This is a genomic window from Citrobacter sp. RHBSTW-00887 (genome assembly GCF_013728095.1).
GTDB classification, from domain to species: domain Bacteria; phylum Pseudomonadota; class Gammaproteobacteria; order Enterobacterales; family Enterobacteriaceae; genus Citrobacter; species Citrobacter braakii.
Window position 1 is genome coordinate 806520 of record NZ_CP056267.1, and the last position, 14335, is coordinate 820854.

General features: G+C 47.0%; 13 protein-coding genes and 3 pseudogenes. All 16 read left to right on the forward strand.

The features are described 5' to 3' along the window. Positions 1–24: 24 nt before the first annotated feature. Complete coding sequence (locus HV314_RS03855) at positions 25–453, forward strand: hypothetical protein (RefSeq protein WP_181547394.1); 429 nt, start codon at positions 25–27, stop codon at positions 451–453. A gap of 89 nt (positions 454–542) precedes the next feature. Further along, positions 543–839, forward strand: a pseudogene (locus tag HV314_RS03860) (type VI secretion system baseplate subunit TssF); the annotation flags it as partial. After that, a pseudogene (locus tag HV314_RS03865) lies at positions 836–1063 on the forward strand (type VI secretion system protein TssA); the annotation flags it as partial. The pseudogenes HV314_RS03860 and HV314_RS03865, both read left to right, overlap by 4 nt. 30 nt (positions 1064–1093) lie before the next feature. Further along, the gene (locus tag HV314_RS03870) at positions 1094–2359 is read left to right on the forward strand and encodes a PAAR domain-containing protein (RefSeq protein ID WP_181547396.1); all 1266 of its coding nucleotides are present in this window, start codon (positions 1094–1096) and stop codon (positions 2357–2359) included. Positions 2360–2362: 3 nt separating this feature from the next. Continuing rightward, positions 2363–2800 carry a DUF1240 domain-containing protein gene (locus tag HV314_RS03875; RefSeq protein ID WP_181547398.1) on the forward strand — a complete coding sequence of 146 codons (438 nt, stop codon included), beginning with the start codon at positions 2363–2365 and terminating at the stop codon, positions 2798–2800. Further along, positions 2790–3209 carry a DUF1240 domain-containing protein gene (locus HV314_RS27250; protein WP_181547400.1) on the forward strand — a complete coding sequence of 140 codons (420 nt, stop codon included), beginning with the start codon at positions 2790–2792 and terminating at the stop codon, positions 3207–3209. The genes HV314_RS03875 and HV314_RS27250 overlap by 11 nt, the downstream gene beginning before the upstream one ends. Positions 3210–3299: 90 nt before the next feature. Then, positions 3300–4199 (forward strand): annotated as a pseudogene (locus HV314_RS27255) (type VI secretion system baseplate subunit TssF). 20 nt (positions 4200–4219) lie between these two features. After that, complete coding sequence (locus HV314_RS03895; protein WP_181547402.1) at positions 4220–5494, forward strand: PAAR domain-containing protein; 1275 nt, start codon at positions 4220–4222, stop codon at positions 5492–5494. After that, positions 5494–5925 carry a DUF1240 domain-containing protein gene (locus tag HV314_RS03900; protein WP_181547404.1) on the forward strand — a complete coding sequence of 144 codons (432 nt, stop codon included), beginning with the start codon at positions 5494–5496 and terminating at the stop codon, positions 5923–5925. Before HV314_RS03895 ends, HV314_RS03900 begins: the two co-directional genes overlap by 1 nt. 104 nt (positions 5926–6029) lie before the next feature. Continuing rightward, on the forward strand, positions 6030–6455 hold the full coding sequence (locus tag HV314_RS03905) for a hypothetical protein (protein ID WP_181547406.1): 426 nt from the start codon (positions 6030–6032) through the stop codon (positions 6453–6455). A gap of 87 nt (positions 6456–6542) precedes the next feature. Then, positions 6543–8297 (forward strand): type VI secretion system baseplate subunit TssF, encoded by a 1755-nt coding sequence (gene tssF / locus HV314_RS03910; RefSeq protein ID WP_181547408.1) that lies wholly within the window; start codon positions 6543–6545, stop codon positions 8295–8297. After that, positions 8261–9346, forward strand: a complete 1086-nt coding sequence (gene tssG / locus HV314_RS03915; protein WP_181547410.1) for a type VI secretion system baseplate subunit TssG — start codon at positions 8261–8263, stop codon at positions 9344–9346. The genes tssF and tssG overlap by 37 nt, the downstream gene beginning before the upstream one ends. Further along, positions 9324–9869: a type VI secretion system lipoprotein TssJ gene (gene tssJ, locus HV314_RS03920; protein WP_181547412.1), complete on the forward strand. Its 546-nt coding sequence runs from the start codon at positions 9324–9326 to the stop codon at positions 9867–9869. The genes tssG and tssJ overlap by 23 nt, the downstream gene beginning before the upstream one ends. Further along, positions 9869–10321, forward strand: a complete 453-nt coding sequence (gene tssE / locus HV314_RS03925; RefSeq protein ID WP_181548087.1) for a type VI secretion system baseplate subunit TssE — start codon at positions 9869–9871, stop codon at positions 10319–10321. The genes tssJ and tssE overlap by 1 nt, the downstream gene beginning before the upstream one ends. A 1-nt stretch (position 10322) precedes the next feature. Continuing rightward, complete coding sequence (locus HV314_RS03930) at positions 10323–11663, forward strand: VasL domain-containing protein (protein WP_181547414.1); 1341 nt, start codon at positions 10323–10325, stop codon at positions 11661–11663. Positions 11664–13126: 1463 nt separating this feature from the next. Next, positions 13127–13645: a helix-turn-helix transcriptional regulator gene (locus tag HV314_RS03935; protein WP_131405349.1), complete on the forward strand. Its 519-nt coding sequence runs from the start codon at positions 13127–13129 to the stop codon at positions 13643–13645. Positions 13646–14335: the final 690 nt, after the last annotated feature.

Sequence of the window (14335 nt, forward strand, 5' to 3'; positions counted from 1 at the left end):
AAATCTTGACGGACTTGGCAAGCAATGTATCCTCTTAAACAACGTGTAATTACATTTTTCGGTGTGGTATTCTTCCTGGTGATTTCTATCGGGATTTCATATCTCGGTATTTTTAAGTTGAGTGAATACCTTTCTTACCCCGATGTCGTTAACTTCTCTTTTTGGGTAACTTTTTCTGCCGCATTTTTCTTTTTTTTCTCACCGTTATTGGTGATGATTTTTCCTGTTATTTTTACCGGGAAGCAGATAACCATTGCATCAGGTAAAAAATTACTGAAAACCACGTTTATCATCTTAGGGTTAACTATCCTGGGAATGTTCATTTTTTCAGAAAGATACACAACATCGTTAATGCATAAAGGTTACACAGAATGTCAGGGGATCCCTTCGGGTTGGATGCTTGGCATGGCAAAAAAATATGCCATAGAACCGTCCCTTTGTACTCAGCATTGATGATTCTCTTTTCTTTATGATTACCCGTGCCAGACTCCCGGAGTCTGCTTCAGTGTTTAACACGCAGCAATTTACTAAGCAGAATAAAGATGGATGATTTAACCCTGCGTTATTATGACGCTGAAATGCGCTACCTGCTGGAAGCGGGCGAAGAGTTCTCCCGGACCCATCCCGAGCAGGCGGCAATGCTCAATCTCGATAAAGCGGGCGCGCGCGACGCGTACGTGGAGCGTCTGTTCGAGGTCTTTGCCTTCCTGATGGGCCGTTTGCGCGAGAAACTTGATGACGATCTACCGGAACTGACCGAAGGGCTGGTCATCCTGCTGTGGCCACATTATCTGCGAACCATTCCGTCGATGTCGGTGGTGGAGTTCACCCCCGACTGGCGCTGCATTTGCTGGGTGAGCTCGATGGTGCAGCACAGTCAATCACCCTCACACAGTGGACACCGGCGCTGCTGTTTGAAGTGAAATCGCGTCGCCTCAGACTGCTGCGTATGAAAGCCACACGCAGTGAAACCGATAAATCACGGCTTCAGCCTGAGATGGACCAGCTTCTGGCTGGTCTGATTGCGCTCGATCCGGCAGGCAGTGCAGTGCTTTGCGGGTAACCTGGACTGAATTCAGCTAAAGGGAAAAATATGGCAGCAGAAGGCTTTTACCTGGTGCAGGGCGACAAGACGACCTGCGGCGGGAAAATCACCACGGGCGCAGAGGATCACACTCTGTTTGATAAACCGGTTGCCCGGGAGCAGGACAGTGTGACCTGCGGTAAGCATGCCGGGCTTTTCAAGATAGCCGGTGGCATCGACAACGATACCATTCATGACAGGCGAATGGCAGGAACCCTCGACAGCTACAGTACCTGCCCCTGCAAGGCGAAGTTTATTCCATCAATGATGGATGATACGTACGAGAAGATCAGTGGATCTTCCGCTGGAGAAACAGCTGCAGGCTTTGCAGCATCTGTGCAAACTTCGCCAGAATTGCCGAGTTATCTGACCGGTAAGCAAAAGCCAACTGGATTTGTACCTGATTATCCAGTTTTACGGAATACTCATGATTTACCTGATGGTAATTTGAGGGCTATGCTAAGGCAAACTAATCAGGATGTGATGCTGCTCACTCTTCCAGAAGCTTTCGAAATATTGTCCTCGTGGGGGGCATGGAAACATGGATGGGTAGCAATAACAGAAAGTGACCCCGGACAAATAGTTGTAAATTATGGAACAAATATCAAGGACGTTGTGACTGCATCCATGTTGATCAATCAATTGGGAAGCTTCAGCATAAAAGCAACAACATATGTAAACCGCAACGGTACAGAACTGATAAAAATAAGTGGTTATCCTGGCGTAAGGAAGATATTGAATGCACCTGTGTTTGCGGCTAAAAATCCAAAGATTGTTGATTTGGGTATTGGTAAATATGGGTTTGCAAAATCTGTTGTTGAAGGAGCACGGCTGACATTTTATGTCGCAGCCGCTTACAGGACTCTTGATTTCATTTTGAACGATGAGAGATCTTTAGCTGAATTCATAGGATCTCTGGCTACTGATGTAATGAAAATTGGCATTGTATCAGTAGTCACATTTGTCGTTGGAAGTGTCGTAGTAACCCCGTTGATTGCATTTAACCTTGTAATAGTCATTGGCGTTGGATTTTTTGCTGCCTGGGGTTTAAATAAGCTGGACCAGAAGTTTGGTGTGACAGACAAAGTAGTTGAGTACATTGATGCGGCTCAACAGGAATTCGCTGAAAAAGCCAGAGAAATGGAAGATGGTTTTTGGGATTTAGGTGCTATGCTTGCAGAGCAAATGTTAATTAAAGGCAAGCAAATTATAGAGTCAGAAATTAGATGTTTTTTGAGAAACTCAATTGACGATATTATCAAGAGGATATACTAACATATGACAAAAAAAACCAAAGCTGTTTTTTCAATTCTTATATTGTCGGTTGTTTCTATTCTGTCGTTTTATTTTTGGTTGAGCGAAGTCTTTGACTGTCTCAAATTTCATGATGAGATTATTTTTTCGTGGATGTCATTAAGTCTTATATCCATACCAATTATGTTTGCGTTTCCTTTATACTGGTTTTACCTTTCGCTCCGATATGAGCAAGAATACGCACTTAAAAAAGTGAATAAAATTATGCCACTTTTCAAGTGTATGTGTGTGTTTGCTTTTGCTTTGTCATGTACTATTTCGTTTGGCTATTTGTCAGCACTTAAAAGCAAAGGTTACATTCTTTGCTCAGGAGTGCCATCTGGATGGACACCCGGAACGGCCAGCAAGTATGTGGTCGATAAAAAATTATGCTTCAGTTCGGATAGGCAGCATGAAAGATAGAATTCGTGCATTTTTCGCTATAGTGATCATTCTTGGGTCGTGTGCTCTGAGCTTTTATCTTGGAAAAGGTATATTTAAAGAATATTCCAGCTTTGGTGATGAAATTGTTTTTTCATGGTTAACCGTTGCTTTGGTTGCGTTGCCTTTCGTGATGATATTTCCACTGGCCTATTTTATTCTGGTTCTTTTCATGGAAAAAGAGTTTGCTTTCAGGAAGATGGATTACTATGTTTTATATTTTAAATGGGGTTGCATTGCTATCGTAATACTGGGTCTGTTGTACTCCATCTTCTATCCCAAAGAGCTGATTAGCAGAGGATATGTACGCTGCAATGGTATTCCATCGGGCTGGATGCCAGGCACAGCCACTCGTTATGTAAAAGAAACATTCTCCTGTAAACCATATTGATGAGCGACCTTTTTTATTTGAAGTCGCCTGTCGGTTTTTGGAATTCCCTTAATCGCTCATCATGCAGTAATTAACTAAACAGAAACTATTATGGATGATTTAACCCTGCGTTATTACGACGCTGAAATGCGCTACCTGCTGGAAGCCGGTGAAGAGTTTGCCCGTGCTCACCCGGAGCATGCGGCAATGCTCAATCTCGATAAAGCGGGCGCGCGCGACCCGTATGTGGAACGCCTGTTTGAAGGTTTTGCCTTCCTGATGGGCCGCTTGCGCGAGAAACTTGATGACGATCTACCGGAACTGACCGAAGGGCTGGTCAGCCTGCTGTGGCCACATTATCTGCGCACCATTCCGTCAATGTCGGTGGTGGAGTTCACCCCCGACTGGCGCGAAATGAAAGAGCAGATGCGCATCGTCAAAGGTTTCGAGGTGAACTCACGACCGATCGGCGAGAAGGGCACGCGCTGCCGGTACACCACCACCAAAGAGATCACCCTTCAACCGTTGTCGCTGGAGCACGACCGCCTATCGACTGACCCTGACGGACGTTCGGTCATCACGATGCGCTTTAACTGCAGCCATCTCGCCGACTGGAGCCGTGTCGATCTCAGCCAGCTCCCGTTCTATTTCAACGCAGATGCCACACTACACTAGCTGCAGACCCGTCCGGGCAACGACTCGGCAAAAGACAAATGGTTGCTGCGCCTGCTGATGGCCCGTGTGGCCGAGCAAAAGGGCAAGAATGAACTGGCCTTGCATCTGTTGGGTGAGCTCGACAGCGCCGCACAGACAATTACCCTCACACAGTGGACGCCTGCACTGCTGTTCGAAGTGAAATCGCGCCGCCTCAGACTGTTGCGCATGAAAGCCAGCCGCAGTGAGGCCGATAAATCACGACTTCAGCCGGAGATGGATTTGCTTCTGGCTGGGCTGATTGCGCTCGATCCGGCAAGCAGTGCAGTGCAGTGCTTTGCGGGTAACCTGGACTGAATTCAGCTAAAGGGAAAAATATGGCAGCAGAAGGCTTTTACCTGGTGCAGGGCGACAAGACGACCTGCGGCGGGAAAATCACCACGGGCGCAGAGGATCACACTCTGTTTGATAAACCGGTTGCCCGGGAGCAGGACAGTGTGACCTGCGGGAAGCATGCCGGACTATTCAAGATAGCCGGTGGCATCGACAACGATACCATTCATGACCGGCGAATGGCCGGAACCCTCGACAGCTACAGTACATGCCCCTGCAAGGCGAAGTTTATTCCGTCGATGATGGATGATACGTACGAGAAGATCAGTGGAGCTTCCGCTGGAAAATCAGCAGCTGGCTTTACAGCGACTCCGACGCAGACCTCTCCTGAGCTGCCTGGTTATCTGACCGATGAGCAAAAGCCGACAGGGTTTGTGCCTGATTATCCAGTTTTACGGAATACTCATGATTTACCTGATGGTAATTTGAGGGCAATGTTGAATGCTAATAACCACAACGTCATGTTACTTACGCTTGGGGAAGTTTTTGAGTATTTGACATCTATGGGATTCTATAAATCAGGGTGGTCCTTCGTTTCCCAGAGCAAACCCGGTGAATTTGTTGTTAACTACGGTACTAATTTAAAAGACGCATACTCCACTTCGAAGGTATTATATCAGCTAGGTAGCCTTGGCATAACTGCAACAGTGTATGTTAACCACAAGGGGACAGAGTTAATAAAAATAAGTGGTTATGCTGGGATCCGGAAAATATTAAATGCACCTGTGTTTGCCGCAAAAAATCCTCAGATCATCAAGTATGGAATAGGAAAGTACGGACTGAGTAACGCGATAAAAGAAGGTTTTCTTTTCGGTCTGATTTATGTCTCTGTGGCTGATTCTGTTGACTTTATCTTTAATGATGAGACTACGTTAGCGAAATTCATAGGTAAGTGGGCTGTAGATGTGGTTAAGGTCGGTATTTCGTCAGCGATAACCTGGGGGGCTGGTTTTTACGCTGTAGGGGTATTCTCAACAATTGCAGCACCAATAGTTGTTGTGCTGGTTGCCGGTGCATTATCCGCATGGGCACTCAATAAATTAGATGATGAGTATAAGATTACAGACAAAGTTGTTTCTCTCATTGAATCGGCGCAGCAGGAATTTGTTGAGAAAGCAAAAGAAATGGAAAGAGGCTTATGGGATTTGGGCGCAATGTATGTTGATGGTATGCTTTCTCGTGGGAAAACGGTTATTGAATATGAGGTAAAGAAATACATAAGGCAATCATTAGAGAATTTTGAAAAGGAGTGGTTTTGATGCAGGAATTTCCATTTAAACGTAGGGTTGGAATGTTTTTTGGTATGCTGTGTCTTTATGTTCCATTGATCTTGGTGGGGGGGGGGCTTTCCTTAACTACGCTAAGAGAATATTATGAATTCCCATCTGAATTATCATTCTCATCTTTTTTTGTCTATGGTTTTTCTGCTGTCTTCATCTTGACTCCAGTAGCATTTTTTTCTTTATGGCCTATTTTTCTAGGACGCAGAGTTTCTATGAAGGTACAAAAAATTGTAACTAAGTACATGATTGCAGTATTCATTGTTACTGTTGCTTTTCAGGTTGGATTTAAAATTTATTTTTCAAACAAACTTGAAAATAAAGGATATGTTGTCTGTCCAGACACCCCGAAAGCTTGGGTGCCTGGCATGGCAACAAGATACGCCAAAGATCCCCAGAGTTGCCGTTAGTAAATATCATAGTATGCCCAAAAAAGCTGCTGGAACACCTAATCTAAGATAAAGCAGTATATTAAAAAATACATTGGCGACTTAACTTCACAGGTAATTGATTTATGAGTCCAAAACGTAGATTTGTTGGAACCCTTATTATTTGGTGTGTTTCATCGTTTGGTTCTTTATGGTTTGCATATGATGCATTCACTGAACTATTTGAATTCGAAAATGAGATTGTTTTTTCACCAACAGTTTCCGCTCTACTAATGATACCGATAATCCTTCTTTTTCCATGTATATATTGGTATCTGGCTATGCGGCACGGAGAGGAACAGGCAATTATAAAATGCAAAAATACCAATAGAATTTTTATAGGTTTGGTTGGTGTTTTTCTCATAAGTTCTGTCATTTTTTCCTTTGCATACACTTCGGCTCTTCAAAGTAAAGGCTATGTGAAATGCACCGGCCGTCCTGATGGATGGATGCCGGGGATGGCCACTGAGTATGTACTACCACCATCGGTATGTGGGCAGCGTGATAATTAATAAGATGTTCCTGTCCTCAGGAACATCATCAGCACAATTTTATTTAGATAATACTATTCATTCGGCAATTATTGAGCAGAAATTAATATGGACGATTTAACCCTGCGTTATTACGACGCTGAAATGCGCTACCTGCTGGAAGCCGGTGAAGAGTTTGCCCGTGCTCACCCGGAGCAGGCGGCAATGCTCAATCTCGATAAAGCGGGCGCGCGCGACCCGTATGTGGAACGCCTGTTTGAAGGCTTTGCCTTCCTGATGGGCCGCTTGCGCGAGAAACTTGATGACGATCTACCGGAACTGACCGAAGGGCTGGTCAGCCTGCTGTGGCCACATTATCTGCGCACCATTCCGTCAATGTCGGTGGTGGAGTTCACCCCCGACTGGCGCGAAATGAAAGAGCAGATGCGCATCGTCAAAGGTTTCGAGGTGAACTCACGACCGATCGGCGAGAAGGGCACGCGCTGCCGGTACACCACCACCAAAGAGATCACCCTTCAACCGTTGTCGCTGGAGCACGTCCGCCTGTCCACCGACCCTGACGGGCGTTCGGTCATCACGCTGCGCTTTAATTGCAGCCATCTTGCCGACTGGGGTCGTGTCGATCTCAGTCAGCTCCCGTTCTACTTCAATGCAGACGCTCCGCTGGCCTGCGCCATGCATGAAGCTTTTACCATGAACACGGCCCGCCTATGGTTGCGGATGCCGGGAGACATGGACAGAAGACCGCTCGACGGATATTTCACTGCGCTGGGCTTTGGTGATGACGATGACCTGTGGCCGAAGGGAAGCAGCAGCTTTAGCGGCTACCAGCTGTTGCTGGAGTACTTCACCTTCCGTGAAAAATTCATGTTTATGGGGCTGAGTGGGCTGGAGACCGTGGCCTTTCCGGCTGAGCTCCCATGGTTTGAAATCGACGTGGTACTGGCGGAGCGCTGGGAGCATGATTTCAGCTTTACCGAAAAGCATCTGCGCCTGAACTGTGTGCCGGTGATTAACCTGTTCCCGCTGGAATCCGACCCGCTGACACTCAACTCCCTGCAGACCGAATACATGCTGCGCCCAATGCGCGTGCAGGATGGTCATACCGAGATATACGCGGTGGATTCGGTAATGTCATCGAGCCAGCACACCTACGTGCCGTTTTCGAGTTTCCGCCACAAAGGTGGAATGATGCGTCATGAAGCGCCGGAATATTACTACCACACCCGCGTGCGCCGTGGCCCGTCGGGCCTGCATAACACCTGGCTTATCCTTGGCGGTGAAGCCTTTGATAACCACACCGTACCGGAAGACGAAAGCCTGTCGCTGACGCTCACCGGCACCAACGGCCAACTGCCACGACGAGCACTGCAGAGCACGGTGCTTGATACGGTGATGAAAACCACCTCGACCAGTATTGCCGTACGTAACCTGTGTGCGCCGACACTGCCCTGTTATCCGCCGGCGCAGGACCGTTTCCACTGGCGCGTGCTGAGTCACCTCGGCAGCGGCTTCCTGTCGATGATGGATAATGCCGATGTGCTGCGCGGTACCCTTGCGCTGTACGAATGGACCGACAGCGAGATGAACCGTCGCCGCCTGGAAGCCATCATTGACGTGAAGCACAGCGAAACCGAGCGCTTTGAGCAGGGCTACCTGGTACGCGGTGTGCAGATTGAGGTGACGCTGGACAGCCACGGCTTTGCCGGACGCGGTGACATCTGCCTGTTTGGTGAGATGCTCAGCCGCTTCTTCGCGCTGTATACCGATATCTATTTGTTTAACCGCCTGATTATCATCCTGCAACCAACCGGAGAGCGCCTTGAATGGGAAGAGAAGCACAACCGCCGTATTCCCGGCTGACCCCGCGCCTGGAGGCTGACCTTAACCGGATAAACTTTTACCGTTTCTGCCAGTTGCTGGAGAAACTGAATCCGGACCGGCCGCTGATGGGCTCAACCAGCCACCCCGCAGATGACCCGGTGCGGTTTGCGCCGCATCCGGGGATGGGTTTCCCTGCCAGTGAACTGAAAGCTGTCGAATATGACGAGGATGATGACCGCAGGCCACCGATCATCCGCATGACCTTTATGGGGATGTATGGTGTCGATTCTCCTTTGCCCACAGCGTACCTTGATGACATCACCCAGCGCCGGGAAGGGCATGAGGCATTACAGGGCTTTCTGGATATCTTCAGCCACCGCATCCTGACTCAGTTTTATCGTATCTGGCGAAAATATTCCTACCCGGCCACATTCGAGCCTGGCGGGACTGACAGCATCTCGCAGTCGTTGCTGGGCCTGGTGGGGTTGGGCATTCCCGGTACGGCAAACCATATTGCCACGCCGGTATCCCGATTTCTTGCGCTGCTGGGCGTACTGCAACAGCCCGGTAAAACCCAGGAGGGAATGCAGGCGCTGGTGACGCTGCTGGCCCCGGATACCACTGTGAAGGTCAGCCCCTACTGTCTGCGCCCGGTGGCGGTCAGCCAGCCACTGGGCTTTTACGGTGATGACGATTTTCTTCTGGATGGCAACACGCCGCTCGGCGACGAAGCGATGGATGCCAACAGCCAGCTGCTCGTTGCTATCACCACGGAAAATGAACAGGAAGTACAGGGCTGGAAGCCGGATGGCCTGCTGTATCAGGACTTTCTGGTGATGCTGCGTGTCTATCTCGGCTGGCGCTTCAAGGCAAAAATCACCCTGACCACCGCCACTCGTCTGCTGGCCGCGCCGCCCCTTGGCGAAGGCCCATTCTGGCTGGGGATGAATGGCGTGCTGGGCGCGGAAGACGAAGGTCTCCCGGACGATATCCCGCAGACCTATACGACCGAACTGGGCTATTACACCGGACTTCAGCCCGCGACACCACAACAAGGAAACCGACGTGTTACGTACAAGTTTAACTAAAACCACGCGCTGGCTGTTACCGCTGCTGGCATTAAGCCTTGCAGGCTGCGGGGTGACGCAAAGCATCACCGATGGCACCAAATCGGCGTTTAATGCCGTGTTCTACAAAAAAATTAAGGTACTGCACCTCGATTTCACCGCCCGTGAAGCGCTGAATACCGATTCCCGCGAAAGTAACTCACTGTCTGAACCGGTTGTGGTTCGCGTCTACCAGTTAAAAGGCCGCAAAGCATTCGACAAAACGGTCTACCAGCAGTTGCTGATAGACGGGGAGACCATTCTGAAAGCTGACCTGCTGGCAAGCCGTGATGTGGTGGTTAAGCCGGGCGGTGATGCGACCCTGAATATGCCGATGGAGGTCGATACACAGTTTGTGGCGGTGGTGGGTCTGTTCCGTCACCCGGATATGGTCAACAACACCTGGAAGCAGGTGATAGGCCGCGAAGAACTTGACCCGGATAAGCCGCGCATTCTGGAAGCCGGTAACAACCATCTGACGCTGCAACAGCTTAAGGACGAATGATGACCCAGGGATATAACACGCCTTCGCTGTATGAAATGCTGACCGGAAATTTTACCGGTGGTCTCAATCTCAACCAGGTCAGTGAAGAAAATCAGGTCATCCTCTCGGTACTGGATAACATGCAACGCATCCTCAACTGCCGTGCCGGCACTCTGGCGCATCTGCCAGACTACGGCCTGCCCGATATGACGAAAATCCTTCAGGGCATGCCGGGAACGGCCCATGAGCTCATGGGGACATTGTCTGCCGTTCTGCTCAAATATGAGCCTCGCCTGAAAAAAATAACGGTTGTCCTGCTGGAGCAGCACGTTCCTGGTGAACTGCGCTATGCCATTGATACTGAGCTGAAGGGAATTGGCCTTGTGCGTTACGGAACCGAGTTTATGCCCGAGGGGCGGGTTCTGATTCGGCACCTCAAGAGGCAGGGTTGGCTTGAGACTGGAGTGTACTGATATGGAAAAGAATCGCATCAGCACCGGGGGGGACCCGCGTGCTTTCATGGAGTTCGGGCAGTTACGTGATGAAATTAGCAAGCTGACTCACCCTGCGCGCCCGGACGTTGACTGGCAAAAAGTTGAACAGTTAAGCCTGTCATTGTTTCGTCATAATGGCGTCGAACTGCAAACACTGGCCTGGTACACCGTCGCCAGAATACGTAATGCGGGACTGGAGGGACTTGCCGAAGGCACGGAACTTCTGGAGGCCTTACTGACGCACCACTGGAATGCAATATGGCCACAGCAAACCCATGCCCGCGTTGAGATCCTGGCATGGCTGTCTGTTCGCTTACAGCAAGAATTGCGTACGTTAACGCTGTCATATGCTGATTTATCAAAGGTGTATCGGGTTGAACAAAGTTTAAAACATGCCTGCGCAGTGCTGCAACGGCTTGAATTGAAAGCGCTTAGTAAACTGGAGGCTATCGTGACCTGGATGCACAATGCAGCTTTGCGTCTGGAGAAGTCCGATCCCGATTCGGGATCGGCCGTAGTGATGATACCGGCTCCAGGGGCAACAAATAACGTTGCGACGTCTTTGCCACAGTTGGTCTTTGTGGTTAATGAGCCAGCGTCGTCCGAGCAATCGAGCACAGCGGTTTTAGCGACCAAAATCGATCATGGAACCCGACGTATGTGGCTGGGATTTGCTATCGGTGTCATGGTTACAGCAGTGGTGAGTACAGGCGCTTTTCTTGGTATCAACTATATGCGAGCTGACGGATATGAACTGGTTAAGCCATTGCCGCAGGTGCTGACACCTGAACAATTGTCCACATTGAAGCAGTCCTCAGATTTGCAGGGGAAGAAGCAAGATATAATTGCTGCAACGCAAGGGCAATTGGACGTTTTACATCGCTTGCCACCTTTGTGGTCGCGGGAATATGCTGCATCATTAGCGCAGCAGTTAGTCACTCTGTGGCCGGAAGAATCACAGACGACAGTATTCACGAGCAGATTACAGAAACAGTTAACTACGGAAGCGTTGCCGGAAAGTGCTCTGCAAAACTGGCATAATGCCCAGCAGGGGCTGGAAGCGTTAACCGCCCAGCTAAATGCGCTTGATGAACGCAAGGGTAAATACCTGACGGGGTCGGAGTTGAAATCAGCCATTTTCACTATCCGCCGCCAGCTTGACCAAACGCCGCCGACAGAAGAATTGTTGCGTCAAATCGATGAGGAATTAAAAAAACAGGGGAGTGTATCACCCGCTTTGTATCAGCAGCTCGATATGCGGCTTAACCAACTTCTTAATCGTTATACGCTGCTGAAGCAAAATGCCATTCGAGGGCGGTAGTACTGGAAATAAGCCAGCCAAAGATCATCAACTGATTTAGTTGGTTATATAAAATTGGTTGATGATCTCCGCTATAAAATCATGAAAAATTAATAATAATATTCATCAGGGATTATCACTGAGTGCTCTAAAAGGTTAACGCCAGGATCTCTATCGGGGCCCCTATAGTGCACCCTGCCCATCACTGCACCCTGATGCCATAGACGCGTCCTCGGAAACAGAAAGCGGCGTATCATCCAGATCAGGATGGGATGCTACCGCCAGCGCCAGGATAGTGCTGTGATCATTACCGCAAGGATAGATACTGTGTTTCGTGAGGGACGGGCATTTACAGTATTGAAGAATCCATCGAGCAACTGAATTACTGCTGCGACGTCGGCCATAGATAATGACGGTCAAACTGGAAGACCCGAATCATTCGTAATGCATTAATGCCGCTGGCTTTACGCGCGGCAAGTGTTTTGCCGGATTTTTGTGTGCCCGTTGGTTACCCGCGGTGTTTAGCGACCGCATCTTAAGAACTCCCCCTGGTGCTGGCACTCACCATTTCGAATGGTGATGAGCAGGTTACCAGCGTAACAATCCATAACTCCCGACTATTCCGCAAAAGAACAGAGCAAACCCATTATGAATCATGACCCAGCCAACTTAAGTAATCGCTTTCCCGTCCTTGGTTGTGCTGCCAGTAGCTTCCCCAAGGGAAGATTGTGCCAGGTACAGTTGCGTAAAATCACTGGGATCAATATTGCTTCTCAGCGTTCATGTCGAGCCATTGCATTCTTTATTTCATTATTCCAGAGATAATTCAATACATTAAGGTCGCTAGTGTCCAACAGCAGAATGATATTGGCTTCGGCTAAATAATGTTCTATTTCATGCTCGAAATCCTGCCCCAGAGCATTACGCCGGTCATGCCATGCGCTTTCATGGTGAGATCCCGTCAGGTAAGCAGGGAGAAAAAGCAAAAGTGTGGATCCCGGTGAGCCGATTTAATCTGCCTAAGTACAGTCTATTTTTGTGGTCTAAAATATCGTATTTATTGCTTTGTTAGGTGTAAATGTCGCCTTTGGATTGGGTTTTCATGAAAATATCGTGTTTTTTGGTCTGAATTTTTGTTGAATCTATGTTTAGATTTCTAAGCGTAAAGTCTTTCGTATTAATTGCCACAGTTTAGCAATGAGTAATAGATGTTAGAAAATAATTTTATGGCTATTATTTAGCAAAAATTAAGGGTTCCAGGATGTACGAGAAAAGTTTTGCATTACTTGGTTTATATGCTTTTGGGCAAGTGATGGTTGTTTTGTTTTTCTGCATGTTGTGTTTACTTATAATCTATCTCACTAAATCGCGATGAATCTTCCAATTGTCATCTAATCTATTTTAATAACTGAGTTATTTATAATATAAAGATAACAATGATAATGTTTAAATCTTTTACTCATTTTTTCTAGGGATGTAGGTTTATGGCTGTCACAGTTCTTACCAATAATTCTTATTTAAGAATAGGAATTAAGGAGTTGATGCGGAACAGTAATTTAATGGATGATGTAATTGTACTGGATCTTGACTCATTTAATTCTTTATATGAATTAATAGGTGAACTTGAGGTGTTGAGGTTACCCAAAAACAAACGGCTAACCTATGTAGGTAGCAAAAGCATTATTTTCAGGCTTATGGACAAACTGAACCCCATTCCAGTCAGTGAATCGTTATTGCGGATCAAAAACGATATTAGCGCTATCAAATTATCAACCTTCAAAGAACTGAAAGAGATGGTTAATCAGTATCACCAGCTTTCTCTACTAACGGTGAGGGAGCGTCAATGCTTACATGCTTTATGCCAGGAGGAGAACATTTTGCGCTCCGCAAAGCTCACCAACATGACCGAGAAAACTTTCTACACCATGGTCAGAAATGTAACAAGTAAGCTGAATTTGCAGGGGCTTTTGCAGTTGAGAGTCTTTTTATCAAAGGAATTTTAACGTTTAAAGATTGCGTTTTACTAAAACTAATGTCCCTCCTACCGTGATATTCTCCCCCCTTTTTTATCATCACATCGCCTGACTACGTTGGGTGAAAACCTTCATACACACACTCTCGTGTCGTCTGTAACCGCCTACACCGCTCTCATTGTGGCGGAATAAAAGCTTAGTTTTTTAAAGTATTTTATTCTGCCGTCATAATGATTCTGTACACTCTACCTAGAACCCTCTTTCCTATTTTTACCTTTCTTAACTTTGCTAATCTTATATTTTCGTTATTCAGTCATGAAATATTTATTTGATGATTTAAATTAAAATTTAAAATTTTTAAGTGTTAAATGTGTGTTTTTTGTTGGTTTTTATGGTTGAAATTTTAACTATTGGTAACATATGTGGAGCAATGTAATCTTTTTGGTTTATAAGTCTGTAATATTGGCAATGTTTAGGTTTTTAATCTCGTTTTTTATAAATTAACAGAATATTATATCTAGATTTTAATGTGATGGTGTTTTTGCAGTGATTATATTTTTTATGGTTTCATGTGTTTTTAATATTTCCTTTAAATTCAGTGATTTAGTTTATTTTTAATGAGGTTTGACTGCGCTGCATATGCTGTTTAATAATAAGCGCGTATTCGGGAATATATATTTTCGAACTACATTTCATTCTAAATAGACAGGAATGTCTCTA

Coding starts and splice junctions, on each gene's coding strand:
- HV314_RS03930 (WP_181547414.1), top strand. CDS start 10,323: ATGGAAAAGAATCGCATCAGCACCGGGGGGGACCCGCGTGCTTTCATG.
- HV314_RS03935 (WP_131405349.1), top strand. CDS start 13,127: ATGGCTGTCACAGTTCTTACCAATAATTCTTATTTAAGAATAGGAATT.
- HV314_RS03870 (WP_181547396.1), top strand. CDS start 1,094: ATGGCAGCAGAAGGCTTTTACCTGGTGCAGGGCGACAAGACGACCTGC.
- tssG (WP_181547410.1), top strand. CDS start 8,261: ATGGGAAGAGAAGCACAACCGCCGTATTCCCGGCTGACCCCGCGCCTG.
- HV314_RS27250 (WP_181547400.1), top strand. CDS start 2,790: ATGAAAGATAGAATTCGTGCATTTTTCGCTATAGTGATCATTCTTGGG.
- HV314_RS03875 (WP_181547398.1), top strand. CDS start 2,363: ATGACAAAAAAAACCAAAGCTGTTTTTTCAATTCTTATATTGTCGGTT.
- tssF (WP_181547408.1), top strand. CDS start 6,543: ATGGACGATTTAACCCTGCGTTATTACGACGCTGAAATGCGCTACCTG.
- HV314_RS03895 (WP_181547402.1), top strand. CDS start 4,220: ATGGCAGCAGAAGGCTTTTACCTGGTGCAGGGCGACAAGACGACCTGC.
- tssE (WP_181548087.1), top strand. CDS start 9,869: ATGACCCAGGGATATAACACGCCTTCGCTGTATGAAATGCTGACCGGA.
- HV314_RS03855 (WP_181547394.1), top strand. CDS start 25: ATGTATCCTCTTAAACAACGTGTAATTACATTTTTCGGTGTGGTATTC.
- HV314_RS03900 (WP_181547404.1), top strand. CDS start 5,494: ATGCAGGAATTTCCATTTAAACGTAGGGTTGGAATGTTTTTTGGTATG.
- HV314_RS03905 (WP_181547406.1), top strand. CDS start 6,030: ATGAGTCCAAAACGTAGATTTGTTGGAACCCTTATTATTTGGTGTGTT.